At 53.9% G+C, this 26,139-nt stretch carries 22 protein-coding genes; 13 read left to right on the top strand and 9 right to left on the bottom strand.

The window, feature by feature from the left end; translation table 11 throughout:
• Positions 1-77: 77 nt before the first annotated feature.
• The 4 genes from dauA to lolB all read right to left on the bottom strand — a co-directional run bounded on the left by dauA (position 78) and on the right by lolB (position 4,567).
• Positions 78-1,730 carry a C4-dicarboxylic acid transporter DauA gene (gene dauA / locus E4Z61_RS06795; protein ID WP_240703879.1) on the bottom strand — a complete coding sequence of 551 codons (1,653 nt, stop codon included), beginning with the start codon at positions 1,728-1,730 and terminating at the stop codon, positions 78-80.
• A 151-nt stretch (positions 1,731-1,881) separates the two neighbouring features.
• Positions 1,882-2,829, bottom strand: a complete 948-nt coding sequence (gene prs, locus E4Z61_RS06790; protein WP_001518537.1) for a ribose-phosphate diphosphokinase — start codon at positions 2,827-2,829, stop codon at positions 1,882-1,884.
• A gap of 266 nt (positions 2,830-3,095) precedes the next feature.
• The gene (gene ispE, locus E4Z61_RS06785; protein WP_135322102.1) at positions 3,096-3,947 is read right to left on the bottom strand and encodes a 4-(cytidine 5'-diphospho)-2-C-methyl-D-erythritol kinase; all 852 of its coding nucleotides are present in this window, start codon (positions 3,945-3,947) and stop codon (positions 3,096-3,098) included.
• Positions 3,944-4,567, bottom strand: coding sequence for a lipoprotein insertase outer membrane protein LolB (lolB, locus tag E4Z61_RS06780; RefSeq protein WP_135322101.1), 624 nt, complete (start codon positions 4,565-4,567; stop codon positions 3,944-3,946). The genes ispE and lolB overlap by 4 nt, the downstream gene beginning before the upstream one ends.
• A gap of 211 nt (positions 4,568-4,778) precedes the next feature.
• On the opposite strand from lolB, the gene hemA reads away from it, so the two are divergent.
• Genes hemA through kdsA form a run of 6 tightly spaced genes read left to right on the top strand, consistent with a single transcriptional unit; the run spans position 4,779 to position 10,082 of the window.
• Positions 4,779-6,035, top strand: coding sequence for a glutamyl-tRNA reductase (hemA, locus tag E4Z61_RS06775; protein ID WP_135322100.1), 1,257 nt, complete (start codon positions 4,779-4,781; stop codon positions 6,033-6,035).
• 40 nt (positions 6,036-6,075) lie between these two features.
• Positions 6,076-7,158, top strand: coding sequence for a peptide chain release factor 1 (prfA, locus tag E4Z61_RS06770; protein ID WP_135322099.1), 1,083 nt, complete (start codon positions 6,076-6,078; stop codon positions 7,156-7,158).
• Positions 7,158-7,991 (top strand): peptide chain release factor N(5)-glutamine methyltransferase, encoded by an 834-nt coding sequence (gene prmC, locus E4Z61_RS06765; protein ID WP_135322098.1) that lies wholly within the window; start codon positions 7,158-7,160, stop codon positions 7,989-7,991. Before prfA ends, prmC begins: the two co-directional genes overlap by 1 nt.
• Entirely contained in the window at positions 7,988-8,380 is a 393-nt protein-coding gene (gene sirB2 / locus E4Z61_RS06760; RefSeq protein WP_135322097.1) for an invasion regulator SirB2, read from the top strand. The genes prmC and sirB2 overlap by 4 nt, the downstream gene beginning before the upstream one ends.
• A 2-nt stretch (positions 8,381-8,382) precedes the next feature.
• Positions 8,383-9,192: an invasion regulator SirB1 gene (sirB1, locus tag E4Z61_RS06755; protein ID WP_135322096.1), complete on the top strand. Its 810-nt coding sequence runs from the start codon at positions 8,383-8,385 to the stop codon at positions 9,190-9,192.
• A 35-nt stretch (positions 9,193-9,227) separates the two neighbouring features.
• Positions 9,228-10,082: a 3-deoxy-8-phosphooctulonate synthase gene (gene kdsA, locus E4Z61_RS06750; protein ID WP_135322095.1), complete on the top strand. Its 855-nt coding sequence runs from the start codon at positions 9,228-9,230 to the stop codon at positions 10,080-10,082.
• Between the two features lie 106 nt (positions 10,083-10,188).
• Here the strand turns inward: kdsA and chaA are convergent, their stop codons facing one another.
• Positions 10,189-11,289, bottom strand: coding sequence for a sodium-potassium/proton antiporter ChaA (gene chaA, locus E4Z61_RS06745; protein ID WP_135322094.1), 1,101 nt, complete (start codon positions 11,287-11,289; stop codon positions 10,189-10,191).
• Between the two features lie 402 nt (positions 11,290-11,691).
• On the opposite strand from chaA, the gene E4Z61_RS06740 reads away from it, so the two are divergent.
• Positions 11,692-12,387, top strand: a complete 696-nt coding sequence (locus E4Z61_RS06740; protein ID WP_135322093.1) for a gamma-glutamylcyclotransferase — start codon at positions 11,692-11,694, stop codon at positions 12,385-12,387.
• A 47-nt stretch (positions 12,388-12,434) separates the two neighbouring features.
• Here E4Z61_RS06740 and E4Z61_RS06735 read toward each other — a convergent pair whose 3' ends face one another.
• Positions 12,435-12,680 (bottom strand): DUF1883 domain-containing protein, encoded by a 246-nt coding sequence (locus E4Z61_RS06735; protein WP_096756773.1) that lies wholly within the window; start codon positions 12,678-12,680, stop codon positions 12,435-12,437.
• A gap of 262 nt (positions 12,681-12,942) precedes the next feature.
• Positions 12,943-13,296, bottom strand: a complete 354-nt coding sequence (locus E4Z61_RS06730) for a DsrE/DsrF/TusD sulfur relay family protein (RefSeq protein WP_135322092.1) — start codon at positions 13,294-13,296, stop codon at positions 12,943-12,945.
• A gap of 175 nt (positions 13,297-13,471) precedes the next feature.
• On the opposite strand from E4Z61_RS06730, the gene E4Z61_RS06725 reads away from it, so the two are divergent.
• Positions 13,472-14,857, top strand: a complete 1,386-nt coding sequence (locus E4Z61_RS06725) for a YchO/YchP family invasin (protein ID WP_135322091.1) — start codon at positions 13,472-13,474, stop codon at positions 14,855-14,857.
• Between the two features lie 19 nt (positions 14,858-14,876).
• On the opposite strand, the gene narL is transcribed toward E4Z61_RS06725, so the two are convergent.
• Together narL and narX are read right to left on the bottom strand one after the other, a co-directional pair.
• Complete coding sequence (gene narL, locus E4Z61_RS06720) at positions 14,877-15,527, bottom strand: two-component system response regulator NarL (RefSeq protein WP_135322090.1); 651 nt, start codon at positions 15,525-15,527, stop codon at positions 14,877-14,879.
• Positions 15,520-17,316, bottom strand: a complete 1,797-nt coding sequence (narX, locus tag E4Z61_RS06715; protein ID WP_135322089.1) for a nitrate/nitrite two-component system sensor histidine kinase NarX — start codon at positions 17,314-17,316, stop codon at positions 15,520-15,522. Before narX ends, narL begins: the two co-directional genes overlap by 8 nt.
• Before the next feature lie 340 nt (positions 17,317-17,656).
• Between narX and E4Z61_RS06705 the strand changes: the two genes are divergently transcribed.
• From E4Z61_RS06705 to narI, 5 genes are all read left to right on the top strand, one after another.
• On the top strand, positions 17,657-19,048 hold the full coding sequence (locus E4Z61_RS06705) for a NarK family nitrate/nitrite MFS transporter (RefSeq protein WP_135322087.1): 1,392 nt from the start codon (positions 17,657-17,659) through the stop codon (positions 19,046-19,048).
• Positions 19,049-19,443: 395 nt separating this feature from the next.
• Positions 19,444-23,187, top strand: a complete 3,744-nt coding sequence (locus E4Z61_RS06700; RefSeq protein ID WP_135322086.1) for a nitrate reductase subunit alpha — start codon at positions 19,444-19,446, stop codon at positions 23,185-23,187.
• Positions 23,184-24,722 carry a nitrate reductase subunit beta gene (narH, locus tag E4Z61_RS06695; protein WP_135322085.1) on the top strand — a complete coding sequence of 513 codons (1,539 nt, stop codon included), beginning with the start codon at positions 23,184-23,186 and terminating at the stop codon, positions 24,720-24,722. The genes E4Z61_RS06700 and narH overlap by 4 nt, the downstream gene beginning before the upstream one ends.
• Positions 24,719-25,429 carry a nitrate reductase molybdenum cofactor assembly chaperone gene (narJ, locus tag E4Z61_RS06690; protein WP_135322084.1) on the top strand — a complete coding sequence of 237 codons (711 nt, stop codon included), beginning with the start codon at positions 24,719-24,721 and terminating at the stop codon, positions 25,427-25,429. Before narH ends, narJ begins: the two co-directional genes overlap by 4 nt.
• Positions 25,429-26,106 carry a respiratory nitrate reductase subunit gamma gene (gene narI, locus E4Z61_RS06685; RefSeq protein ID WP_115258301.1) on the top strand — a complete coding sequence of 226 codons (678 nt, stop codon included), beginning with the start codon at positions 25,429-25,431 and terminating at the stop codon, positions 26,104-26,106. The genes narJ and narI overlap by 1 nt, the downstream gene beginning before the upstream one ends.
• Positions 26,107-26,139: the final 33 nt, after the last annotated feature.

Here is a 26,139-nt window from a genome sequence, read left to right as displayed (position 1 = left end):
ATGATAATAGCAACTCAGAGAGGATTGCAGAAGTGAAGTGTGACCGACAGGCAAAGCCTGCCGGTCACTGCTAAACGTTAAATATCGGCCAGCGCGGCGTCGCGGTTCGGGAAGAACGCCAGACGGCCGGGAATAGGTTGGATACCCGCACGGGCCATGGTGCGCAGCGGCTGGAATTCCAAATTGCTGATACGTAATTCACAGCCTTCCGGCAGTCGTTTAACAAAGCGCTGGAAGGCATCCAGCCCACCGGCATCCAGCACCGGAACGGCATCCCACTTCAGAACGACGATGCGTTTGCCATCAAGACGAGACTCGAGATCGGTAAACAATCCCTCCGCGGCGGCAAAGAACAGCGGGCCAATTACGCGCAGTACCAGTATGTCGTCCGGTACAGCAACATTCACTGGCGCCAGACGCGTCATGCGCGCGATACGACGCATAAACAGCAACGAGGCAAGGACGATCCCCACGCTGATGGCGATCACCATATCAAACAGCACGGTCAGCGACATACACATCAACATCACGATGATGTCGTCTTTCGGCGCGTGGCGTAGCAAATCCACTACTTTGTGGGCTTCACTCATGTTCCACGCCACCATCAAAAGCAGTGCGGCCATGGCGGAAAGCGGTAACCAGGAGAGCCAGGGGGCTAATACCAGCAGTGCGAGGATCACCAGAATTGCGTGGATCACCGCAGAAATGGGCGAGGTAGCCCCGGCACGTACGTTAGCCGCAGAGCGGGCAATCGCGGCGGTGGCGGTAATGCCGCCAAAGAACGGCGCGACGATATTACCCAACCCCTGACCAATCAGCTCGCTGTTGGCTTTGTGCTTGGTGCCGGTCATACCGTCGAGCACCACGGCGCACAGCAGAGATTCAATCGCCCCCAGCATCGCCATCGAGAAGGCTGCGGGTAACAACGCCTGTAATGAACTCCAGCTCAGCGTAAAGTTGGACCCAGGCATATCCCATGGCAGTACCAGTTGCGGCAGTAACTGTGGAATACCGTTACCTTGCGAGCCATCGGCAAGAATGTAATGGAACTGAGACCCGATGGTCGCTACATGACCACCCGTCAGGTTAACGATACCCATCACCGCGCAGCCAGCCAGTAGAGCCGGGAGGTGACCGGGCAGGCGAATCCCCAGACGCGGCCAGAAAATCAGGATCGCCAGCGTGACTACGCCAATGGCGGCATCGCCAGGGTTAATGGTCGGCAGGGCCATGAACAGCGCCCCCACTTTTTGCAGATAGTGTTCCGGGACATGCGCCATCTGCAGTCCAAGAAAATCTTTAATCTGCATGGTACCGATGGTGATACCAATACCTGAGGTAAAGCCTAAGGTGACGGAGACGGGAATATATTCGATCAACCGACCAAAGCGGGCGAGGCCGAAAAGGATCAGGAATATCCCGGACATCAGCGTGGCAACCAGCAGGCCTGCCAGCCCGAACTGTTGCGAGACCGGATATAAAATCACCACGAAGGCGGCGGTTGGGCCAGAAACGCTAAAGCGTGAGCCACCGGTAAGGGCGATAACAATCCCGGCGACAGCTGCGGTATACAGGCCGTACTGTGGCGCAACGCCGCTGCCAATTGCCAACGCCATTGCCAGCGGAATAGCAATAATCCCCACGGTTATCCCGGCGATCAGATCACGGGTAAAGCGCGAGGCGGTATATTTTTCTTTCCAACAAGCGTCAATGAGGGCGCGGAAAGGCATCACATGTGAGGAAAATAGTCTGTTCACAATAATGTTTCATCCATGAGCGCATCATCTATCTAGAAAATGATAGTTGAAGTTGGCATAAATCATACAAATAAGTAAAACGGATAAAAAAACCCGCCGCAGCGGGTTTTTGAGCCGGGCTCGATTAATGTTCGAACATGGCAGAGATGGATTCTTCGTTGCTGATACGACGAATCGCTTCGGCCAGCATACCCGACAGGGTCAACGTACGCACGTTTGGCAGTGCTTTGATTTCGTCGGTCAGTGGAATGGTGTCACAGACCACGACTTCATCAATCACTGAGTTGCGCAGGTTGTTTGCCGCATTGCCTGAGAAGATCGGGTGAGTCGCGTACGCAAATACGCGTTTGGCACCACGTTCTTTCAGTGCTTCTGCTGCTTTGCACAGCGTACCGCCGGTATCGATCATGTCATCAACCAGGACGCAGTCACGACCTGCAACGTCACCAATAATGTGCATCACCTGAGAAACGTTCGCACGTGGGCGACGTTTGTCGATGATAGCCATATCGGTATCGTTCAGCAGCTTAGCGATAGCGCGGGCACGCACGACGCCACCGATGTCCGGAGAAACCACAATCGGGTTGTCCAGGTTCAGCTGCAGCATGTCTTCTAACAGAATTGGGCTACCGAATACGTTATCAACCGGTACGTCAAAGAAGCCCTGGATCTGTTCAGCATGCAGGTCAACGGTGAGGACGCGGTCAACGCCAACGCTGGACAGGAAGTCCGCGACGACTTTTGCGGTAATCGGTACACGAGCGGAACGTACGCGACGATCCTGGCGTGCATAGCCGAAGTAAGGAATAACGGCGGTGATACGACCTGCGGAAGCACGGCGCAGAGCATCGACCATAACGACCAATTCCATCAGGTTGTCGTTAGTAGGGGCACAAGTGGACTGGATGATGAAAATATCACCACCGCGTACATTTTCATTAATTTGTACGCTGACTTCGCCGTCGCTAAAGCGACCTACAGCGGCGTCGCCGAGTGAAGTGTACAGGCGGTTGGCAATACGTTGTGCTAGTTCCGGGGTGGCGTTACCAGCAAAAAGCTTCATATCAGGCACGAGAAGAACCTCAGGCATGCGTCCATTGGTGGAAAGAATCTGCCGAAAACTGTGCGGGCCAGGCAGTATCCTCTCCAGGCGGTGTATTAAAGAGCGCGATGCAACGTCTGGAACAGGGTGACGTTGTCACCGAAACTCAGCTTGCCCGGCTTACTCGCCATCCTTCACGTTTCATGTGTGCTGGCATCAATTCCTCACACCAGTCACATACTTTTGTATGCGCCTGGCGATTCGTCATCTCGCCATCTTCCTGAAACCCGAGTGATTTAGAGTAACGCTCTGTGCAATGGGGAGAGGTTGACACCTTTCGCCACAAAGCCTTTGAGCCATTCCGGGGCTTGCTCAAGCACCTGGCGAGCACGAGACTCTGTATCAAATTCAGCAAAGACACAGGCCCCTGTACCAGTCAGGCGCGACGGCGCATATTCTAACAGCCAGGAAAGCGCCGCATCAACCTCGCGAAAACGTTTTCTTGCGATAACCTCGCAATCATTGCCGAATTCACATTTTAGTAACGTTTTTATTGACCTTTTTGGCGTGTTGCGCGGGAGTTCCGGGTCTTTAAAAATCACCGGCGTTGGAATACTGACGCCAGGATGAGCAACCAGGTACCATTTTTCCGGCGGATTAACCGGCGTGAGGATTTCTCCCACACCCTCGGCGAAGGCCGCATGTCCGCGTACGAATACCGGCACGTCGGCTCCCAAAATTAACCCAATGGTTGCCAGTTCATCGACGGACAGTCCGCACTGCCAGAGATGGTTCAGCGCCACAAGAATGGTGGCGGCATTCGATGAACCGCCCCCCAGGCCACCGCCCATTGGCAGACGCTTATCAATGCTGATGGCCGCGCCGCTACCGGCGGGCAAGCGTCCACTCTGTGCAGCGGTTTTCATCAGCAAACGCGCGGCGCGCACAATCAGGTTATCTTCATGCTCAACACCTGCAACCGGAGTAAGCAGATGAATGTCGCCGTCGTCGCGCACTTCAATGCTGATATCGTCGCCGTAATCGAGAAACTGAAACAGCGTCTGCAGCGTGTGATAACCATCTGCACGCTGTCCGGTAATGTATAAAAACAGATTCAGTTTTGCCGGAGAGGGCCAGTGGGTCATCATTTCACGATCCAGTTATCCATTTTCAGCTTAATGCGCTGGTCGCCGTCAGACAGTTCCATGTTCGCGGGCATCGCTGGCTGCGTTTTGCTGTCGTAGGCGCTGTAAACCACTTTCCAACTTTTGCCGTTCTGGCTGTAGTTCACTTCGCTCAGACGGTACTGTTCGTCGAGTTTGTAGTCGGTGGCATCGCCAGGCAGACCGAGGATCCACTGACGCAAGCTATCGAGCGGAATCGGCATGCCGGTCAGTTTGCCAATCATCTCTTCGGCGTCGTCGGCGGTGTAATGCTTACCTTTATTATCGACAAGCTCGACGTTGCCCGGCTGGGCTTTCAGTTCCAGTTCGGTACTGCCCAGCGGATTGGTCAACAGCAGACGATAGCGATCCTGACCGGTTTGTTGCCAGAAGAAGCGGGCATACACTTTCTGCTGGTCGGAAATATAGGCAAACGCGCCGCGAGTCTGATACTGGTGCAGCGCACGTACCTCCTGCTGGTGTTGGCGCCATTGCGGAGAGTCGGGGCTTTTGCCGGGACCTTTGGGCGCGTTGAGCGTACAGGCGGTGAGGACCAGGCTTGCCAGCGGCAACAGGCGGATCAGGCGAAAATCAGGCAGGGTCATAATGATGACAAATCCTTGAGATACGTTGCAGTTATAGTTCTTAATGCTAGCGCCGCTGTCTGACCTCGTCTACGTTCACGTTATCTTAAATCACTAAAATTTGTGCACTAAGCTATTACTCCAAAAGGGGGCAGTCTCTTTTATTGGCCGCACGCATCCTGTATGATGCCCGCAGTCTAACCTTATCAACGCTGGTACTATTCCCGCACACATGACCCTTTTAGCGCTTGGTATTAACCATAAAACGGCACCTGTATCGCTGCGAGAACGCGTAACGTTTTCGCCGGATACGCTCGATCAGGCGCTGGACAGCCTGCTTGCGCAGCCAATGGTGCAGGGCGGGGTAGTGCTGTCGACATGTAACCGCACGGAGCTGTACCTCAGCGTCGAAGAGCAGGACAACCTGCAAGAGGCGCTGATCCGCTGGCTGTGCGAATACCATAACCTGAATGAAGAAGACCTGCGCAGCAGCCTTTACTGGCATCAGGACAACGATGCCGTCAGCCATCTGATGCGTGTTGCCAGCGGCCTGGATTCGCTGGTGCTCGGCGAACCACAAATTCTTGGACAGGTGAAAAAAGCCTTTGCGGATTCGCAAAAAGGCCACCTGAACGCCAGTGCGCTGGAGCGCATGTTCCAGAAATCGTTCTCCGTCGCTAAACGTGTACGTACAGAAACAGACATCGGAGCCAGTGCGGTGTCCGTGGCGTTTGCGGCCTGTACGCTGGCCCGGCAAATCTTTGAATCGCTGTCCACGGTGACTGTACTGTTGGTTGGCGCAGGCGAGACCATCGAACTGGTGGCGCGTCATTTGCGCGAACACAAAGTGAAGAAGATGATCATCGCCAACCGTACGCGTGAACGTGCGCAGGTGTTGGCGGACGAGGTCGGCGCTGAGGTGATTTCACTGAGTGATATCGATGCGCGCTTACAGGACGCCGATATTATTATCAGTTCTACCGCCAGTCCGCTGCCGATTATCGGCAAAGGGATGGTGGAGCGCGCGCTGAAAAACCGCCGCAATCAGCCGATGCTGCTGGTCGATATTGCCGTACCGCGCGATGTTGAGCCGGAAGTCGGCAAATTGTCGAACGCGTATTTGTATAGCGTTGACGATCTGCAAAGCATCATTTCGCATAACCTGGCGCAGCGTAAAGCAGCGGCGGTGGAAGCCGAAACGATCGTCGAGCAGGAAACCAGCGAATTTATGGCCTGGCTACGCGCCCAAAGCGCGAGTGAGACCATCCGCGAATATCGCAGTCAGTCAGAACAGGTTCGTGATGAACTGACCGCCAAAGCGTTGGCTGCCCTGGAACAGGGCGGTGATGCGCAAGCCATTATGCAGGATCTGGCCTGGAAACTGACAAACCGCCTGATCCATGCACCAACCAAATCACTTCAACAGGCTGCCCGTGACGGGGATAGTGAACGCCTGAATATTCTGCGCGACAGCCTCGGGCTGGAGTAGCAGCACACCAATCTTATTTTTACAGGGTGCATTTACGCCTATGAAGCCTTCTATCGTTGCCAAACTGGAAGCCCTGCATGAACGCCATGAAGAAGTTCAGGCGCTGCTCGGCGATGCTGGAACCATCGCAGACCAGGATCGCTTTCGTGCGCTGTCGCGCGAATATGCCCAGTTAAGCGATGTATCTCGCTGTTTTACGGACTGGCAACAGGTTCAGGAAGATATCGAAACGGCACAGATGATGCTCGACGATCCTGAAATGCGTGAGATGGCGCAGGATGAACTGCGCGAAGCAAAAGAAAAATGTGAACAGCTGGAGCAGCATCTACAGGTTCTGCTGCTGCCGAAAGATCCGGATGACGAGCGCAACGCGTTTCTCGAAGTCCGTGCCGGAACCGGCGGAGATGAAGCGGCGCTGTTTGCCGGCGATCTGTTCCGTATGTACAGCCGTTACGCTGAATCTCGTCGCTGGCGCGTGGAGATCATGAGCGCCAACGAAGGTGAACACGGCGGCTATAAAGAAATTATTGCCAAGGTGAGCGGCGACGGCGTGTATGGTCGACTGAAATTCGAGTCTGGTGGTCATCGCGTACAGCGCGTTCCGGCCACCGAATCTCAGGGGCGTATCCATACTTCCGCCTGTACGGTCGCGGTGATGCCGGAACTGCCGGAAGCCGAACTGCCGGACATCAACCCGGCCGATCTGCGTATTGATACCTTCCGTTCATCGGGTGCCGGTGGTCAGCACGTTAACACCACCGACTCTGCTATTCGTATAACCCACCTGCCGACCGGTATTGTGGTTGAATGTCAGGACGAACGTTCGCAGCACAAAAACAAAGCCAAAGCGATGTCGGTGCTGGGGTCGCGTATTCGTGCCGCCGAAGTGGCAAGACGCCAGCAGGCGGAAGCCTCTGAACGTCGTAACCTGTTAGGCAGCGGCGATCGCAGCGATCGTAACCGTACCTATAACTTCCCGCAGGGTCGTGTCACCGATCATCGCATCAACCTGACGCTCTACCGCCTGGACGAAACGATGGAAGGTAAACTGGATATGCTCATTGAGCCGATTGTCCAGGAATACCAGGCTGACCAGTTGGCGGCGCTGTCCGAGCAGGATTAATGGATTATCAACACTGGCTGCGTGAAGCGATAAGCCATTTACAGGACAGCGACAGCCCGCGCCGCGACGCCGAGATCTTACTCGAGTACGTCACCGGCAAGGCGCGCACCTTTATTCTGGCGTTTGGTGAAACGGAATTAACCGCAGCACAGCATGAACAGTTGAACTCGCTGGTGGCTCGCCGTCAGCGGGGAGAGCCCGTGGCGCACCTGACCGGTGTTCGCGAGTTCTGGTCACTGCCGCTGTTCGTGTCACCGGCGACGCTTATCCCACGTCCGGATACCGAATGCCTGGTCGAGCAGGCGCTGGCGCGTCTGCCAACATCAGCGTGCCGTATTGTCGATCTGGGGACCGGCACGGGTGCTATTGCGCTGGCGCTGGCCACCGAGCGCCCTGATTGCGAAGTCACCGCGGTTGACCGGATGCCGGATGCCGTGGCTCTGGCGACCCGCAATGCGCAGCATTTGGGTATCAGGAATGTGCGTGTGCTGCAAAGCGACTGGTTCAGCGCCTTGCAGGGGCAGCGGTTTGACATGATTGTCAGCAACCCGCCGTACATTGATGAGCAGGACCCGCATCTGGCGCAAGGTGATGTGCGCTTTGAACCGCTGACCGCGCTGGTGGCAGGCGCGAATGGTCTGGCAGATATCGTGCATATCATCGACCAGTCTCAGCACGTATTAACCCCCGGCGGCTATCTGCTGCTGGAACATGGCTGGCAACAGGGGGAGGCGGTGCGCGACGCGTTTATGCGTGCCGGATACCTGGCGGTTGAAACCTGTCGTGATTACGGCGGCAACGAGCGCATTACGCTCGGGCGTATCGCGGCATGACTACCTTCAGTGTGTTACTCAACGTTCATCTTATTAGCATCGCGCTGTCCGTCGGCCTGCTCACGCTGCGTTTTTGGTGGCGTTATTCCGACGCCCGCCTTGCTTCTGCGCGCTGGACGCGGGTCATCCCGCCGGTCATTGATACCGTTTTGTTACTCAGCGGCGTGGCGTTGATCGCTAAAACGCACATCCTGCCATTCACCGCACAGGGTACATGGCTGACTGAAAAGCTGTTTGGGGTTATCATTTACATCGTTTTGGGTTTTATTGCGCTCGATTATCGTCGGGCGCGCAGTCAGCAGATGCGTTTAATCGCCTTTCCGCTGGCGCTGGTGGTGCTGTACATCATCATTAAACTCGCCACCACAAAAATACCGTTACTGGGGTAATCATGAGGTCGTTAGCTGATTTCGAATTTAATAAAGCGCCGCTGTGCGATGGGATGATCCTGGCATCGGAATCTATCCGCCTGGATTTCCCTACGCAATCTGTCTACGACGAACTGGAACGTCTGGCCAGCCTCGCGCATGAAGAAATTAGCCAGCTCTTGTCTCAGGATGAGCAACTGGATAAATTGCTGGCACTTTTTTACGGCGACTGGGGATTTACGGATACCCGCGGCGTCTATCGTCTTTCTGATGCACTCTGGCTTGACCAGGTCCTGAAAAATCGTCAGGGCAGCGCGGTGTCGTTGGGCGCAATCTTATTGTGGCTTGCCAATCGGCTGGGTCTGCCACTGGTTCCGGTGATTTTCCCGACGCAGCTCATCCTGCGTATTGAATCACTGGAAGGTGAAATGTGGCTGATTAACCCGTTCAATGGCGAAACGTTAAATGAGCACACGCTGGAAGTATGGCTGAAGGGGAATATCAGCCCAGTTGCGGAGCTGTTTAACGAAGATCTCGATGAAGCGGATAACGCGGAAGTGATCCGCAAGCTGCTCGACACGCTGAAATCGTCACTGATGGAAGAACGGCAAATGGAGCTGGCACTGCGCGCAAGTGAAGCATTATTGCAGTTTAATCCTGAAGATCCGTACGAAATACGCGATCGCGGATTGATTTACGCGCAGCTGGAATGTGAACATGTTGCGTTAACTGATTTAAGTTATTTCGTTGAGCAATGTCCGGAAGACCCGATCAGCGAAATGATCCGTGCGCAGATTAATACTATTTCGCACAAGCAAATTGTATTGCATTGATTAATGACACTTTACCTACCGTTTAAGGCGATCCTATGAAACAAAAAGTGGTTAGCATTGGCGACATCAACGTGGCAAATGACCTGCCGTTCGTGCTGTTTGGCGGCATGAACGTGCTGGAATCCCGCGATCTGGCGATGCGCATTTGTGAGCACTACGTAACCGTTACTCAAAAGCTGGGTATCCCTTACGTGTTCAAAGCCTCCTTTGATAAAGCCAACCGTTCTTCCATCCACTCTTATCGTGGTCCGGGCCTTGAAGAAGGGATGAAAATCTTCCAGGAACTGAAGCAAACCTTTGGCGTAAAAGTGATCACCGACGTTCATGAAGCCAGCCAGGCACAGCCTGTGGCTGACGTTGTGGACGTGATTCAGCTTCCGGCATTCCTCGCTCGCCAGACCGATCTGGTCGAAGCGATGGCGAAAACCGGTGCCGTTATCAACGTGAAAAAACCGCAGTTCGTAAGCCCAGGTCAAATGGGCAATATCGTGGATAAATTCCATGAAGGCGGTAATGACAAGGTTATTCTGTGCGACCGTGGCGCGAACTTCGGTTACGACAACCTGGTTGTGGATATGCTGGGCTTTGGTGTGATGAAGAAAGTTTCCGGTAACTCTCCGGTTATTTTTGATGTCACCCACGCGCTGCAGTGTCGCGACCCGTTTGGTGCCGCATCAGGCGGTCGTCGTGCGCAGGTTACCGAACTGGCGCGTGCCGGTATGGCGGTCGGTCTGGCGGGGCTGTTTATTGAAGCGCATCCGGACCCAGCCAATGCGAAATGCGACGGTCCTTCCGCGCTGCCGCTGGCTAAGCTGGAACAGTTCCTCACGCAGATCAAAGCGATTGACGATCTGGTGAAAAGCTTCGACGAACTGGATACTGAGAACTAAGATTTCTCTGTGTGCCCGAAGGTGCTTACGCTTATCGGGCAAGATAACGAGCAATCAAAATGAGGCCGGATAAGACACTTTACGTCGCATCCGGCTTTTTTATGAATCAGGCAAAGATCGTCATCAGATACGCGATAAACAATGCCAGATGCGCCGCACCGTTAAGTACATTGGTACGTCCGGTGGAGAAGGAGATATGGCACAGTACCAACGATGAGACCATCACAATCATCTCTGGTGCGCCCAGGGCAAATACCAAATCATTCCCGGTTGCCCATGCGATTAGTGTCACTACCGGTACGGTCAATGAAATCGTGGCTAATACCGAGCCGAAGAACAAATTCATCGCCCGCTGTACCTGATTACTCAGTACCGCTTTCAGCGCACCCAGCCCTTCAGGGGAAAGGATCAACAACGCGACGAGGAAACCGGTGAACGCAACAGGCGCATTCAATTCCGTTAACAGTGTCTCCAGCGAGTTGGCGTTCATTTTGGTGACCGCGATAACCGCAATTAAATGGACGATCAGCCAGGCTGCATGCCACATATTGCTGTGCGCTGATGGCTTACCGTGATGCGGGTCGTCGTCGTCGCCCTCGTCTTCATGTTCGTAAATAAACAGACTCTGGTGCGTTTTGGTTTGAATCAGCAGAAACACGCCGTACATCGCGGCAGAAATTAACGCCACCAGCAGTGCCTGCGCGGTAGTGAAATTCGCCCCCGGTAATGCCATCGGGAACACCAACACAATAATGGCCAGTGGGAACAGGGCGATCAAATACTGCTTAATACCGAACAGGTTCATATACTGAGTGGCGAATTTACGCCCGCCTAACAGTAATGAAAAACCGACCAGACCACCGGTAACAATCATAATGATGGAGTAGAGCGTATCGCGCATTAGCGTAGGCGCGGCGTCACCGGTCGCCATTAATGCGGAGATTAAACTAACTTCAAGAATAACAACCGACAGACTGAGGATCAGGGACCCGTAAGGTTCGCCGAGTCGGTGTGCTAATACGTCTGCGTGACGAACAACGCTAAATGCGCTGCTTAATATGCCCACCAGAGCAAGTGCGTTAATGCCGATAACCACTGGTAGTGATTGACTGCTCCCCCATAAGAACAGAACTACCAGTGCCAAAATCGGGAAGACGAGCGAAGTCTCCTTGTGGCGGGTTTTCACCGCCTCATGTGCATGTGTCATGTAATTAATTCTCCATCTCTGCAGGTGCTTATAATTATAAATGTATTAAAGAATGTAAAAAATAACAGATATCTCGGTATTTCCGATCTGTTTTTACGTAATTTTACGGCGTGGCCCGTTTCTTGCTTTAAAATGAGTAAAATCACTTATCTTGTTTAGAGAACATTTAAATAACAACATGTTAGTTTTAATTGAGCACAAATATTGACACTGATAATGGGGAAAATGCCAGTCCCGCTCGAGCCATAAGGACAGGATATAAAGTGCCGTTGAGTCTTTGTTGCCTTGCATGCAGCCGGTGAATTGCCTATTGTCCTGATATTGGTTTCAAAATGAGCAGCAAAAAAGCCCGGAAGGCGTCAAAAAGTTGTCGCAGGGAAGTTGCAGTGGCGGAGGTGTAAGGTGTTAACGCGTGATTTTTTATTAAATGCCGACTGTAAGACGGCATTTGGTGCTATTGAAGAATCACTACTCTGGTCAGCGGAACAACGGGCAGCCTCACTGGCCGCCACGCTCGCTTGCCGACCAGATGATGGACCGGTGTGGATCTTTGGTTATGGATCGTTGATGTGGAACCCGGCGTTAGAGTTTGAAGAGTCATGTACCGGTACGTTAGTTGGCTGGCATCGGGCATTTTGTCTGCGCCTGACGGCGGGACGAGGAACCGCATGTCAGCCGGGACGGATGCTGGCCCTGAAAGAAGGGGGACGCACCACCGGTGTGGCCTACCGCTTACCGGATGCCTCGCTGGAGCAAGAGTTGTCGCTGTTGTGGAAGCGTGAAATGATTACTGGTTGCTATCTTCCGACCTGGTGTCAGTTAACGCTTGATGACGGGCGAACGGTCAATGCGCTGGTCTTTATTATGGATCCGCGGCATCCGCTATTTGAGTCCGATACGCGTGCGCAGGTGATAGCACCGCTGATTGCCGCTGCCAGTGGGCCATTGGGGACCAACGCGCAGTATCTGTTCTCGCTGGAACAAGAACTATCCCGGTTAGGGATGCAGGATGATTGCCTGAACGAACTGATCGTCACGGTCAAAAGATTGCTGGGCGAGGTGTTGCCTGAAGGCGTAATGCGACCGGGATTTGCCTGAGTCGGCGAACTGCCCGATGCGCGTGTGCGCTATCGGGCAGCGAACAATCAGGCTGCTATATAACTGATGGAATGCTCCAGTGACTGACTGTGGCTATCGATCAGAACATTCCACGTGCCGGTATACGGCACGGTCAGCCATGCGTTATCACGATCCTGCACGCTTAAAATGTCGGTCTGCGTGTCTTTGACGTGGTTCTTCTCGCTCATCAGATGAATGTGACAGCGCTCAGAGCAGCGCACCACCACGGTATCCCCACCAAACAATTTCAAACTTGCCTTCACTAATGCCATTTTTCACCCCGTTCTTGAAAACAACGTACTTCCTGTCGAAAGTGCTGCGTGATGTTGTTCACATTTCACTCATTGCATAACACCAAAGGGGGAGATACAGGATGCTGATTTTGATCAAAAAATGGCATAACGATTAAACAAAAATGACAAAATGCCTGAAAAGGGTTGAAAGGGCGTGCTAACGTTTAGCGAAACCGCGCCCCTAAAAGATTAAATCTGGAAATATCAGGCTCTCTCAGTGCGCTTGCCTGAAAAGCGTCTATCAGAAGGTTAAAACCTTATCGGCCGCCAGCGTCCATTGGGCTAATTCCACCAGCGTACCGACGTCAACGCCGTCAATTAACGGCAACGCGGTGATCCCGCGACCATCGGTACAGGTTTTGCACAGTTTTACCGGTACGTTTTGCGCGGTCAGGATCTCCAGCATTTGCTGAATATTGTAACCTTCCGCCGGTTTCTGCCCACGTAAACCCGCCGTCACCGCGTCCGACATCAAAAAAAGCCGCAGGTCGAGGTTGCCATCCTGCTCGCGCAGGGCAATGGCCAGACGCAGACTGTTAAATAACGATTCGCTTCCATAGGCCGCACCGTTTGCGACGATCACTATCTTTTGCATTTTGACTCCTGTTGCTGCAAGTGAGCGTTAATAACCGACACGTATGTTACACCTATTTATCGATACCAGGATAATGCCGAAAAAAGAGGGAAGGGCTGAAAATCAACGCTGAAGACGTTATGGTTTAAGATAAGTATGCCGCTGTGGTTAATTGATGTAAGAAACAACTAACGATTTGAGCCGTATTTTTTATTCTTCTTCCGCTGTATTTACACTCTTGCTCCTGGCAGGCGGTACTGCTAGCGCGCAGTCTTCGTTTGTCCAGCAGGCTGCTAACCCGTTTGACAACAATAATGATGGTTTGCCCGATCTCGGTATGGCTGCGGAGTCACGGGTAGGCGAAAAGCATTTTGCCGAAATGGTTAAAGCGTTTGGCGAAGCCAGCATGACCGATAACGGGCTAGATACCGGTGAACAGGCGAAGCAATTCGCGTTTGGCCAGGTGCGTGACACGGTCAGCGAGCAGGTGAATCAGCAACTGGAATCATGGCTCTCTCCCTGGGGAAACGCCAGTGTCGGGCTACAGGTGGATAACGAGGGCCACTTCACCGGCAGCCGGGGCCGCTGGTTTATCCCCTGGCAGGATAACCAACGCTACCTGACCTGGAGCCAGATGGGGTTGACCCAACAAGATGATGGACTGGTCAGTAATCTGGGTATTGGACAGCGCTGGGTGCGCAACGGTTGGTTGTTAGGTTACAACACATTTTATGACAATCTGCTGGATGAAAGCCTGCCGCGCGGCGGTGTGGGGGCCGAGGCGTGGGGTGAGTATTTGCGCTTATCCGCCAATTATTACCAGCCGTTCTCATCCTGGCAGGAGCATTCTTCGACGCAAGCGCAGCGTATGGCGCGTGGGTACGATCTCACCGCGCTGATGCGGGTGCCGTTTTATGAGCATCTCAATACCAGCGTCAGCGTTGAGCAATATTTTGGCGATCAGGTCGATCTGTTTCATTCCGGAAACGGATACCACAACCCGGTAGCGGTAAAGCTGGGGCTGAGCTACACGCCGGTACCGCTGGTGACGGTGACCGCACAACATAAGCAGGGTGAAAGTGGAGAAAGTCAGAATAGTGTTGGTCTAAAGCTCAATTATCGCTTTGGCGTACCGTTAAAAAAACAGCTAATGGTCAGCGAAGTGGCAGGCAGTCAGTCACTGCGTGGCAGCCGCTATGACGATCCGCAGCGTAACAACCTGCCGACGATGGAATATCGCCAGCGTAAAACGCTGTCTGTGTTTCTGGCGACTCCGCCGTGGGATCTCAAGCCTGGCGAAACGGTGGCGCTGAAGCTGGAGGTGCGCAGTCTGCACGGTATTCGGCATCTGACGTGGCAGGGGGATACACAGGCGCTGAGTTTGACGGCCGGAACAACCACCCGTAGCGCGGAAGGCTGGACGATTATTATGCCGAAATGGGATCGCAGTGAAGGGGCAACAAACCGTTGGCGGTTGTCGGTGGTGGTGGAAGACGAACAGGGCCAGCGTGTCTCTTCCAATGAGATCACGCTATCACTGACCGAACCGTTTAGTGCGATGTCGGAAAATGATCCTCGTTAGCGATAAACTGCACGCGATATCAGAAAATACGTTCCTGATGCACCCATACCGCTGCTTCAACGCGCGATTTGAGTTTCATTTTCTTCAGCATGTGTTTCACGTGGACTTTGACCGTGCTTTCGGTGATGTCCAGACGACGGGCAATCATCTTGTTGGGCAAGCCCTGGGCAATCAGTTTCAGGATATCGCGCTCGCGTGGAGTGAGCTGGGTAACATCACGGTCTGAGGTTGCGCGGTTAGCACGCAGGCTGGCGGCCAGCACCGGCGTCAAAGCTTCACTCAGCACCATTTCACCGGCAGCTGCTTGCTGCAACGCCTTCAGCAAATCTTCCGGTTCCATGTCTTTTAACAAATAACCGTCCGCGCCGCGTTTCAGGGCGGTTACCACGTCTTCTTCATGATTCGAGACGCTGAACACCACGATGCGACCAGACAAGGATTTTTCACGCAGCTTATCGAGCGTTTCCAGACCATTCATGCCGGGCATGTTGAGATCCAGCAGGATCAGATCGGGATCAAGAGTTTCAGCCAGCTCGATACCCTGCTCGCCATTACTGGCTTCGCCGACCACGGTAATATCGGGCGCCATGCTGACGAGCTGTTTTACACCGGTTCGCAGCATCGGATGATCGTCGATCAGCAAGATGGTTGCCGGTTCCAGATTACTCATGGGTATCTCCTTGGACTTCTGTGAAGTTTGTTTCGGGAATAAAAGTGACAGCAACTTCAGTACCGCCTGTCTCGCGACGGCGTACACGGCAATCGCCGCGCAAGCTCTGCGCACGATCGCGCATAATAATCATGCCGTAGTGGTTACTGCGCTCGGCGTTTTCCGGTACGCCGCGACCGTTATCTTGCACTGTCAGTTTGACCTGCTTGCCATTTTGCACCACCGTCACGACCACTTCATTGGCCTGAGAGTGTTTAAGCGCGTTGCTCAGCGCTTCACGAGCAATTTGTAGCAGGTGAATCGCCTGATGCGAAGGAACCAGACGCGGTGGTAGCTGATAATCCAGCTTCACCGTAAATCCAAATCGGGCGCTGTATTCCTGACAGCTGGCTTCCAGCGCCGGACGCAATCCGGGTTCTGTGAGCTGCAAACGGAAGGTGGTTAACAGTTCACGCAACTGCACCCATGACGTGTTCAGCTCGTTACGGATTTGGCTCAGCAGGTCGCGGCAATTTTCCGGCAACGCCTCGCCTTGCATTTGCAAACAGCTGACCTGCATCTTCATGCAGGAAAGTGATTGTGCAATAGAATCATGCAGTTCGCGCGCAATGGTGGCACGCTCTTCCATGACAATCAACTGCTGCTGACGCTCCTGGTGCCTGTCCAGCGCCAGCGTCGCGGTCAGTTGTTCCACCAGGGTATCAACCAGTTGCTGCTGATCGTGGCTAAGATGACGCCCGTGCGGCAAGGTGGCGAGCAGAATACCATATTGAGTATGCGAATCGGTCAGTCGCCATTTCAGCGTGATACCGCCGTCAACCGCTGGCAGCGTACCGCGCGGGCACAGATGACACCCTTTTTCATCACAGCTGATGTTTGACTGACAGGTAAACTCCTGATGATTGTCTTCATCTTCCAGGTCGTACACCCGCAGTTCGATATCATGCAGCAGCGTCAAATTTTGTAGTCCGTTAAGTACCGGGGAGAGACGTTCGCACAGCGGGACCTGAGAGTGCAGACGGCGATTGGCCTGCCACAGGAAGGAAAGGATCTGGTTTTTATGTTCCAGACCGGCCGTTTTCTCCTGTACCCGCTGTTCCAGTACTGCGTAACTCTCGGCTAACTCCTCTGACATATTGTTCAACGCCGAACCCAGGGCCGCCATCTCATTACGTCCGCTGATACGCGCGCGTTGGGTAAAGTCGCGTTGGCTGACGGCTCGCGCCATTGCCAGCAGCTGTTTCCAGGGTTGTAGCAGGCGTACACGTAGCCAGATAATGGTGAAAACCAGCAGCAACGCCATAAAAATAGCCATCAGGCGATGTAACAGGACAACGCGTTCAATTCGCAGTTCGGTGGTATGGTCAAAGGCGGTAACCAGCTTATCCAGTCCGGTCACAAAACGTGCAACATCCTGTGCAACCGCATTGCCTGTTTGCGCATGGGCAAGTCCTGGCGCTAGTTCGGTATGCCAGTAATCTTGTAATGCTTTCAGTTGAACCTGCTGTCCATCGCGCTTAGCGGCGCGCGTCAGTTCAGGACTGAATGCCGTTTTCTCCATTTCATCCAGTAGCGGCTGATCGTTAGCATCAAGCGGTACGGCTGCCAGCAGGCGATAGCTTTGCATGCGCAGGGAACCCGCTTTGTTGATCGCATGGGCGCTACCCTGAACGCCCTGAACCAGCCAGCCGGAGACAGCCATACCCGCCACGCCGATCGCGGTGGACAGTAAAACAATCAGCGCCACCTGGTTGACCAGCGTAAGCGGGGAGAGACAACGTTTAAACATGGTGACTTGTTCCTTCGGGTTTTCGTTGCACCGAAAACCTTATTGAATGACGATTCTGCAGTAGTCAGTGGCGTTATTCTCAGCGATACACTGGAGTATACCCATACCTCAAACGGGCTACCCCTTAATTGCCACTGGTAGGAGAGATTCCTGGCTGGGGGGGGTAGGGGGCGACAGAAGCGTGAAAAACCACATCTTTTTCACCGATGTTATGTACTCATTTGGGGTAATGACAAATTTTAAGCATTAATAATGCCACCTTTTCCTTTGATTTATATCAACTTACCCCTCGCTGTAAACCCTAATGTGGCAGGCATCGAAACAAGTATCAGAGGTGTCTATGAGTCACTCATCTGCCCCAGAAAGGGCATCTGGATCTGTAATTACAGAATGGCGGCCGGAAGATCCCGCCTTTTGGCAACAAAGAGGTCATCGTATTGCCAGCCGCAACCTGTGGATTTCCGTCCCTTGTCTGCTGCTGGCGTTTTGCGTGTGGATGTTATTCAGCGCCGTGGCGGTAAACTTACCGAAGGTCGGCTTCGACTTCACTACCGAGCAGTTGTTTATGCTGACGGCATTACCGTCGGTCTCCGGTGCGCTGCTGCGCGTCCCGTACTCCTTTATGATTCCCTTATTTGGTGGACGCCGCTGGACGGCATTCAGTACCGGTATCCTGATCATCCCTTGCGTATGGTTAGGTTTTGCCGTGCAGGATACCACCACGCCGTTTAGTACCTTTATTATCATCTCTCTGTTGTGTGGTTTCGCCGGGGCAAACTTTGCCTCCAGCATGGCCAACATCAGTTTCTTTTTCCCGAAACAGAAACAGGGCGGTGCGCTGGGTCTGAACGGCGGTCTGGGTAACATGGGCGTCAGCGTTATGCAGCTGGTTGCTCCGCTGGTGGTGTCATTGTCGATCTTCGCTGCATTTGGTAGCCACGGCGTAGAACAACCGGATGGATCGCAGCTGTATCTGGCCAACGCCGCGTGGATTTGGGTACCGTTCCTGGCCATTTTCACGCTGGCTGCGTGGTTTGGTATGAACGAACTGGCGACCTCCAAAGCGTCACTGAAAGAGCAATTGCCGGTACTCAAACGCGGGCACCTGTGGATTATGAGCCTGCTGTATCTGGCGACCTTCGGTTCCTTCATCGGCTTCTCTGCCGGTTTTGCGATGCTGTCCAAAACGCAGTTCCCTGAGGTCCAGATCCTGCATTACGCCTTCTTTGGCCCGCTGATTGGTGCCCTGGCCCGTTCTGCTGGTGGGGCAATCTCTGACCGACTGGGCGGGACGCGCGTGACACTGGTGAACTTTGTCCTGATGGCAATATTCAGTGCTCTACTGTTCCTGACACTGCCAACAAACGGTGTAGGTGGTAGCTTTATCGCCTTCTTTGCGGTGTTCCTGGCGCTGTTCCTGACGGCCGGGTTGGGGAGTGGTTCAACCTTCCAGATGATCTCCGTGATCTTCCGTAAGCTGACGATGGACAGAGTGAAAGCCGAGGGTGGATCCGAAGAGAAAGCGATGCGTGAAGCGGCAACCGACACGGCTGCGGCACTGGGCTTTATCTCGGCTATCGGCGCGATTGGCGGCTTCTTTATTCCAAAAGCGTTTGGTACGTCGCTGGCATTGACCGGTTCACCGGTTGGGGCGATGAAGCTGTTCCTGATCTTCTATGTCGCCTGCGTGGTCATCACCTGGGTGGTATACGGACGTCATTCTAAAAAATAAAAAAGTAATAGCTGTTGATTATCCATTGCGCGGTGTTAGACCGCGCTTTTTTTTGCTCGCCATTAGTTACAACATACTGTTGTATTGTGACACGACAATAGCCTGTGAGAACGGTGCCTTCAATAGGCTAAGCAGGGGGGATACCCCTTAATACCCACTTATAAAGAATTTAACATTTGTATGATAAGTGAATTTCAAAAAAACATTTAAATTCAATATGTTGAATGATTTATCGGTATCCCACTTAGGGGGTATATAAAAATTAACCTCCATTTTTCATCCCTGCCTGCCTTGATCGTTATCAATTCTCACGCCCTTTCAGAGCGTTACCTTCGCTCTCAATCAAGCAATGTCGATTTATCAGAGAGCCGTCAGGCTCCTACAGGAGAAAACCGATGAGTAAATTCCTGGACCGGTTTCGCTACTTCAAGCAGAAGGGCGAAACCTTTGCCGATGGGCACGGCCAGCTTCTCAATACTAACCGGGACTGGGAGGATGGATACCGCCAGCGTTGGCAGCATGACAAAGTTGTGCGATCAACTCACGGGGTAAACTGCACTGGATCATGCAGCTGGAAAATCTACGTGAAAAATGGTCTGGTCACCTGGGAGACCCAGCAAACTGACTACCCGCGCACTCGTCCAGACTTACCAAACCACGAACCACGTGGCTGTCCGCGCGGTGCGAGCTACTCTTGGTATCTTTACAGCGCTAACCGCCTGAAATACCCGCTGATGCGCAAACGTCTGATGAAAATGTGGCGTGAAGCGAAAAGACTGCACAGCGACCCGGTAGACGCGTGGGCATCCATCATCGAAGACACCGATAAAGCAAAAAGTTTCAAGCAAGCGCGTGGTCGTGGTGGTTTCGTCCGTTCTTCCTGGCAGGAAGTGAATGAGCTGATTGCTGCTTCTAACGTTTACACCGTCAAAACCTATGGCCCTGACCGCGTGGCGGGTTTCTCGCCGATCCCGGCGATGTCGATGGTTTCTTACGCCTCTGGCGCACGCTACCTGTCTCTGATTGGTGGTACCTGCTTGAGCTTCTACGACTGGTACTGTGACCTGCCGCCTGCTTCTCCGCAGACCTGGGGTGAACAGACCGACGTTCCTGAATCCGCCGACTGGTACAACTCCAGCTACATCATCGCCTGGGGTTCCAACGTTCCGCAGACCCGTACCCCGGATGCCCACTTCTTCACTGAAGTTCGCTATAAAGGGACCAAAACGGTCGCGATCACCCCGGACTACGCCGAAATCGCCAAGCTGTGCGACCTGTGGCTGGCACCGAAGCAGGGTACTGATGCCGCGATGGCGCTGGCGATGGGCCACGTCATGCTGCGTGAGTTCCACCTTGATAACCCAAGCCAATACTTCACCGACTATGTGCGTCGCTACACCGACTTCCCGATGCTGGTGATGCTCGAAGAGCGCGACGGCTACTATGCGGCGGGCCGTATGCTGCGCGCTGCCGATCTGGTCGATTCTCTGGGGCAGGGAAACAACCCAGAGTGGAAAACGGTTGCCATCAATACCGACGGTGAGATGGTCGCGCCAAACGGTTCGATTGGTTTCCGCTGGGGCGAAAAAGGTAAGTGGAACCTTGAGCAGCGCGACGGCACGTCCGGTCAAGAAACCGAACTGCAGCTCAGTCTGCTGGGCAGCCAGGATGACATCGCTGAAGTCGGTTTCCCGTACTTTGGCGGCGAAGGTACCGAGCACTTCAATAAAGTCGAACTGGAAAACGTTCTGCTGCACAAACTGCCGGTGAAACGCCTGCAGTTGGCGGACGGTTCTACTGCGCTGGTGACCACCGTTTATGACCTGACCATGGCCAATTACGGCCTGGAACGCGGTTTGAACGATGAAAACTGCGCAACCAGCTACGATGATATCAAAGCGTATACCCCGGCATGGGCAGAAAAAATTACCGGTGTATCACGCACTCAGATCGTGCGCATTGCCCGTGAATTTGCCGATAACGCCGACAAAACCCACGGTCGCTCAATGATTATCGTCGGTGCCGGTCTGAACCACTGGTATCACCTCGATATGAACTATCGTGGTCTTATCAACATGTTGGTGTTCTGCGGCTGTGTCGGTCAGAGCGGTGGCGGTTGGGCGCACTATGTTGGGCAGGAAAAACTGCGTCCGCAGACCGGCTGGCAACCGCTGGCGTTTGGCCTTGACTGGCAGCGTCCGGCACGTCACATGAACAGCACCTCTTACTTCTATAACCACTCCAGCCAGTGGCGTTATGAGACGGTGACTGCGCAGGAATTGTTGTCGCCGATGGCCGACAAATCTCGCTATAGCGGTCATCTGATCGACTTTAACGTGCGCGCTGAACGTATGGGCTGGTTACCGTCTGCACCGCAACTGGGCACCAACCCGTTGTACATTGCACGTGAGGCGGAAAAAGCTGGGATGACACCGGTGGATTACACCGTGAAATCCCTGAAAGAGGGTTCTATCCGCTTTGCGGCGGAACAACCTGAAAACGGTAAAAACCATCCGCGTAACCTGTTCATCTGGCGTTCTAACCTGCTGGGCTCATCCGGTAAAGGTCATGAATACATGTTGAAGTATCTGCTGGGTACTGAACACGGTATTCAGGGGATGGACCTGGGCAAGCAGGGGGGCGTGAAGCCAGAAGAAGTGGAATGGCAGGACAACGGTCTTGATGGCAAGCTGGATCTGGTGGTCACGTTGGACTTCCGTCTGTCGAGCACCTGTCTGTATTCCGACATCGTGCTGCCAACCGCAACCTGGTATGAAAAAGATGACATGAATACGTCGGATATGCATCCGTTTATTCATCCGCTGTCTGCCGCCGTTGATCCGGCCTGGGAATCGAAGAGCGACTGGGAAATCTACAAAGCCATCGCCAAAAAATTCTCTGAAGTCTGCGTGGGTCACCTCGGCAAAGAAACTGACGTGGTGACGCTGCCTATCCAGCACGACTCCGCTGCCGAACTTGCGCAGCCGCTGGATGTTAAGGACTGGAAAAAAGGGGAATGTGACCTGATCCCAGGCGTTACCGCACCGCACATCATGACCGTTGAACGTGACTACCCGGCAACCTACGAGCGCTTCACCTCTATCGGCCCTCTGATGGATAAAGTCGGTAATGGCGGTAAAGGGATTGCCTGGAACACCCAGAGTGAAATGGACCTGCTGCGTAAACTCAACTACACCAAGGCTGAAGGCCCGGCTAAAGGCCAGCCGATGCTGAATACGGCGATTGATGCGGCAGAGATGATTCTGACACTAGCCCCGGAAACTAACGGCCAGGTAGCCGTCAAAGCATGGGCGGCGCTGAGCGAGTTTACCGGTCGGGACCATACGCATCTGGCGCTGAATAAAGAAGACGAGAAAATCCGCTTCCGTGATATTCAGGCACAGCCGCGCAAAATTATCTCCAGCCCGACCTGGTCAGGTCTGGAAGATGAACATGTCTCTTACAACGCTGGTTACACCAACGTTCACGAACTGATCCCATGGCGTACGCTGACCGGTCGTCAGCAGTTGTATCAGGATCATCAGTGGATGCGCGACTTCGGTGAAAGCCTGCTGGTTTATCGCCCGCCAATCGACACCCGTTCGGTGAAAGAAGTGATGGGCGAGAAATCCAACGGTAACCCGGAAAAAGCGCTCAACTTCCTGACGCCGCACCAGAAATGGGGCATTCATTCCACCTACAGCGACAATCTGCTGATGCTGACCTTAGGTCGTGGTGGTCCAGTGGTGTGGATGAGCGAAGAAGATGCCAAAGAGATCGGTATTGAAGACAACGACTGGATTGAAGTCTTTAACAGCAACGGTGCGCTAACTGCACGTGCGGTTGTGAGCCAGCGTGTACCGGCCGGGATGACCATGATGTACCACGCGCAGGAACGTATCGTTAACCTGCCGGGTTCAGAAATCACCCAGCAACGCGGCGGTATCCACAACTCGGTGACCCGTATTACACCGAAGCCTACGCACATGATTGGTGGTTATGCACACCTGGCCTACAGCTTTAACTACTACGGCACCGTAGGGTCAAACCGCGATGAGTTCGTGGTGGTACGTAAGATGAAGAACATTGACTGGTTGGATGGCGAAGGCAATGACCAGGTACAGGAGAGCGTAAAATGAAAATTCGTTCACAAGTCGGCATGGTGCTGAATCTCGATAAGTGCATCGGTTGCCACACCTGTTCAGTAACCTGTAAAAACGTCTGGACCAGTCGTGAAGGGACCGAGTACGCCTGGTTCAACAACGTTGAAACCAAGCCGGGAACCGGTTTCCCGACCGACTGGGAAAACCAGGAAAAATGGAAGGGCGGTTGGATCCGTAAGATCAACGGTAAACTGGTGCCGCGCATGGGTAACAAAGCGCTGCTGCTGGGTAAAATCTTCGCGAACCCGCATCTGCCGGGTATTGATGACTACTACGAGCCGTTTGATTTCGATTACCAGGCGCTGCACAACGCACCGGCTGACAGCAAAGCGCAGCCGATTGCACGTCCGCGTTCGCTGATCACCGGTGAGCGTATGGCTAAGATCACCAAGGGTCCGAACTGGGAAGATGACCTGGGCGGCGAGTTCGAGAAGCTGTCGAAAGACAAAAACTTCGAGAACATGCAGAAGGCGATGTATGGCCAGTTCGAAAACACCTTCATGATGTATTTGCCGCGTCTGTGCGAGCACTGCCTTAACCCAGCGTGTGTGGCAACCTGCCCGAGCGGTGCCATCTACAAGCGTGAAGAAGACGGCATTGTGCTGATAGACCAGGACAAGTGCCGTGGATGGCGTATGTGCATCACCGGTTGCCCGTACAAAAAAATCTACTTCAACTGGAAGAGCGGTAAGTCAGAGAAGTGTATCTTCTGCTACCCGCGTATCGAAGCCGGTCAGCCGACCGTGTGCTCCGAAACCTGCGTCGGTCGTATTCGTTACCTTGGCGTACTGCTGTATGACGCCGATGCGATTGAAAACGCAGCCAGCACTGAGAACGAGAAAGATCTGTACCAGCGTCAGCTGGACGTGTTCCTCGATCCGAACGATCCGGCGGTCATTGAACAGGCGTTGAAAGACGGTATTCCGCTGAGTGTGATCGATGCGGCCCAGCAGTCTCCGGTGTACAAAATGGCGATGGACTGGAAGCTGGCGCTGCCGCTGCATCCGGAATACCGCACGCTGCCAATGGTCTGGTACGTGCCGCCTTTGTCACCGATCCAATCTGCGGCTGATGCGGGCGAACTGGGCAGCAACGGTATTCTGCCGGATGTGGACAGTCTGCGTATTCCGGTCCAGTACCTGGCAAACCTGCTGACCGCAGGGGATACTCAGCCGGTCGTACTGGCGCTGAAACGTATGCTGGCGATGCGTCACTATAAACGTGCGGAAACCGTTGACGGTAAAGTCGACACCCGTGCGCTGGAAGAGGTCGGTCTGACCGAAGCTCAGGCGCAGGAGATGTATCGCTACCTGGCCATTGCGAACTACGAAGATCGTTTCGTGGTGCCGAGCAGCCATCGTGAACTGGCGCGTGACGCGTTCCCGGAGAAAAGCGGTTGCGGCTTCACCTTCGGTGACGGTTGCCACGGTTCTGATACTAAATTCAATCTGTTCAACAGCCGCCGCATCGATGCTGTCGATGTGACCAGCAAAACGGAGCCGCACCAATGATTGAACTTGTCATTGTTTCGCGTCTGCTCGAGTACCCGGATGCTGCCTTGTGGCAGCATCAGCAGGAACTTTTCGATGCACTCGCGTCATCTGAAAACCTGGACAAAGATGATGCCCAGACTCTGGGCGTCTTCCTGCGCGATTTAACCGCGCAGGACATGCTGGATGCGCAGTCCAGCTACAGTGAACTGTTCGACCGTGGCCGTGCAACCTCGCTGCTGTTGTTTGAACATGTGCATGGTGAATCCCGCGACCGCGGTCAGGCGATGGTTGACCTGATGGCGCAGTACGAGCAGCACGGTTTACAGCTCGACAGCCGCGAATTGCCGGACCATCTGCCGCTGTACCTGGAATATCTGGCGCAGTTGCCGAAGGAGGAGGCGCTGGGTGGTTTGCAGGATATCGCCCCGATTCTGGCCCTGCTCAGTGCTCGTCTGCAACAGCGTGAAAGTCGCTACGCCGTGCTGTTCGACCTGCTGTTGAAACTGGCGAATGCCGCTATCGACAGCGACAAAGTTGCGGAGAAAATTGCGGATGAAGTTCGCGATGATACTCCGCAGGCGCTGGACGCTGTCTGGGAAGAAGAGCAGGTGAAATTCTTTGCCGATCAAGGGTGCGGTGAATCTGAGATCTCCGCTCACCAGCGTCGTTTTGCCGGGGCCGTAGCGCCGCAGTATCTGAATATCACCACCGGAGGACAGCAATAATGCACTTCCTGAATACGTTCTTCTTTGACATCTATCCGTACATTGCGGGTTCTGTCTTCCTGATTGGTAGCTGGCTGCGTTATGACTACGGGCAGTACACCTGGCGTGCGGCATCCAGTCAGATGCTGGATCGCAAAGGGATGAACATGGCGTCAAACCTGTTCCATATCGGGATCCTGGGTATTTTCGCCGGCCACTTCCTGGGGATGTTAACGCCGCACTGGATGTACGAAGCGTGGCTGCCGCTGGAAGTGAAACAGAAAATGGCAATGTTTGCGGGCGGTGCGTCCGGCGTGATGTGTCTGGTCGGTGGTGTATTGCTGCTCAAACGCCGTCTGTTCAGCCCACGCGTGCGTGCCACCACCACCGGCGCGGATATTCTGGTGCTGTCCGTTCTGGTTATCCAGTGTGCGCTGGGTCTGCTGACTATTCCGTTCTCCGCCCAGCATATGGACGGGAGCGAGATGATGAAGCTGGTCAACTGGGCACAGTCCGTGGTGACCTTCCACGGCGGCGCGTCTCAGTACCTGGACGGTGTGGCGTTTATCTTCCGTATGCACCTGGTGCTCGGTATGACGCTGTTCCTGCTGTTCCCGTTCTCGCGTCTGGTACACATCTGGAGCGTGCCGGTCGAGTATTTGACCCGCAAGTACCAGATTGTTCGTGCGCGTCACTAATCGGTTATCTGCGTAAGACAAAACCCTGCTTCG

The sequence above is a fragment of the Citrobacter tructae genome, from assembly GCF_004684345.1.
Taxonomy (GTDB): domain Bacteria; phylum Pseudomonadota; class Gammaproteobacteria; order Enterobacterales; family Enterobacteriaceae; genus Citrobacter; species Citrobacter tructae.
The sequence above is the reverse complement of the archived record's forward strand: the minus strand, read 5'-3'. Positions and strand labels throughout refer to the sequence as shown.

Excerpts from the sequence above, each read along its gene's own strand:
- dauA (WP_240703879.1), bottom strand. The coding sequence starts at position 1,730 with ATGCCTTTCCGCGCCCTCATTGACGCTTGTTGGAAAGAAAAATATACC.
- ispE (WP_135322102.1), bottom strand. The coding sequence starts at position 3,947 with ATGATGACCCACTGGCCCTCTCCGGCAAAACTGAATCTGTTTTTATAC.
- lolB (WP_135322101.1), bottom strand. The coding sequence starts at position 4,567 with ATGACCCTGCCTGATTTTCGCCTGATCCGCCTGTTGCCGCTGGCAAGC.
- hemA (WP_135322100.1), top strand. The coding sequence starts at position 4,779 with ATGACCCTTTTAGCGCTTGGTATTAACCATAAAACGGCACCTGTATCG.
- prfA (WP_135322099.1), top strand. The coding sequence starts at position 6,076 with ATGAAGCCTTCTATCGTTGCCAAACTGGAAGCCCTGCATGAACGCCAT.
- prmC (WP_135322098.1), top strand. The coding sequence starts at position 7,158 with ATGGATTATCAACACTGGCTGCGTGAAGCGATAAGCCATTTACAGGAC.
- sirB2 (WP_135322097.1), top strand. The coding sequence starts at position 7,988 with ATGACTACCTTCAGTGTGTTACTCAACGTTCATCTTATTAGCATCGCG.
- sirB1 (WP_135322096.1), top strand. The coding sequence starts at position 8,383 with ATGAGGTCGTTAGCTGATTTCGAATTTAATAAAGCGCCGCTGTGCGAT.
- kdsA (WP_135322095.1), top strand. The coding sequence starts at position 9,228 with ATGAAACAAAAAGTGGTTAGCATTGGCGACATCAACGTGGCAAATGAC.
- chaA (WP_135322094.1), bottom strand. The coding sequence starts at position 11,289 with ATGACACATGCACATGAGGCGGTGAAAACCCGCCACAAGGAGACTTCG.
- E4Z61_RS06735 (WP_096756773.1), bottom strand. The coding sequence starts at position 12,680 with ATGGCATTAGTGAAGGCAAGTTTGAAATTGTTTGGTGGGGATACCGTG.
- E4Z61_RS06730 (WP_135322092.1), bottom strand. The coding sequence starts at position 13,296 with ATGCAAAAGATAGTGATCGTCGCAAACGGTGCGGCCTATGGAAGCGAA.
- narL (WP_135322090.1), bottom strand. The coding sequence starts at position 15,527 with ATGAGTAATCTGGAACCGGCAACCATCTTGCTGATCGACGATCATCCG.
- narX (WP_135322089.1), bottom strand. The coding sequence starts at position 17,316 with ATGTTTAAACGTTGTCTCTCCCCGCTTACGCTGGTCAACCAGGTGGCG.
- E4Z61_RS06705 (WP_135322087.1), top strand. The coding sequence starts at position 17,657 with ATGAGTCACTCATCTGCCCCAGAAAGGGCATCTGGATCTGTAATTACA.
- E4Z61_RS06700 (WP_135322086.1), top strand. The coding sequence starts at position 19,444 with ATGAGTAAATTCCTGGACCGGTTTCGCTACTTCAAGCAGAAGGGCGAA.
- narH (WP_135322085.1), top strand. The coding sequence starts at position 23,184 with ATGAAAATTCGTTCACAAGTCGGCATGGTGCTGAATCTCGATAAGTGC.
- narJ (WP_135322084.1), top strand. The coding sequence starts at position 24,719 with ATGATTGAACTTGTCATTGTTTCGCGTCTGCTCGAGTACCCGGATGCT.
- narI (WP_115258301.1), top strand. The coding sequence starts at position 25,429 with ATGCACTTCCTGAATACGTTCTTCTTTGACATCTATCCGTACATTGCG.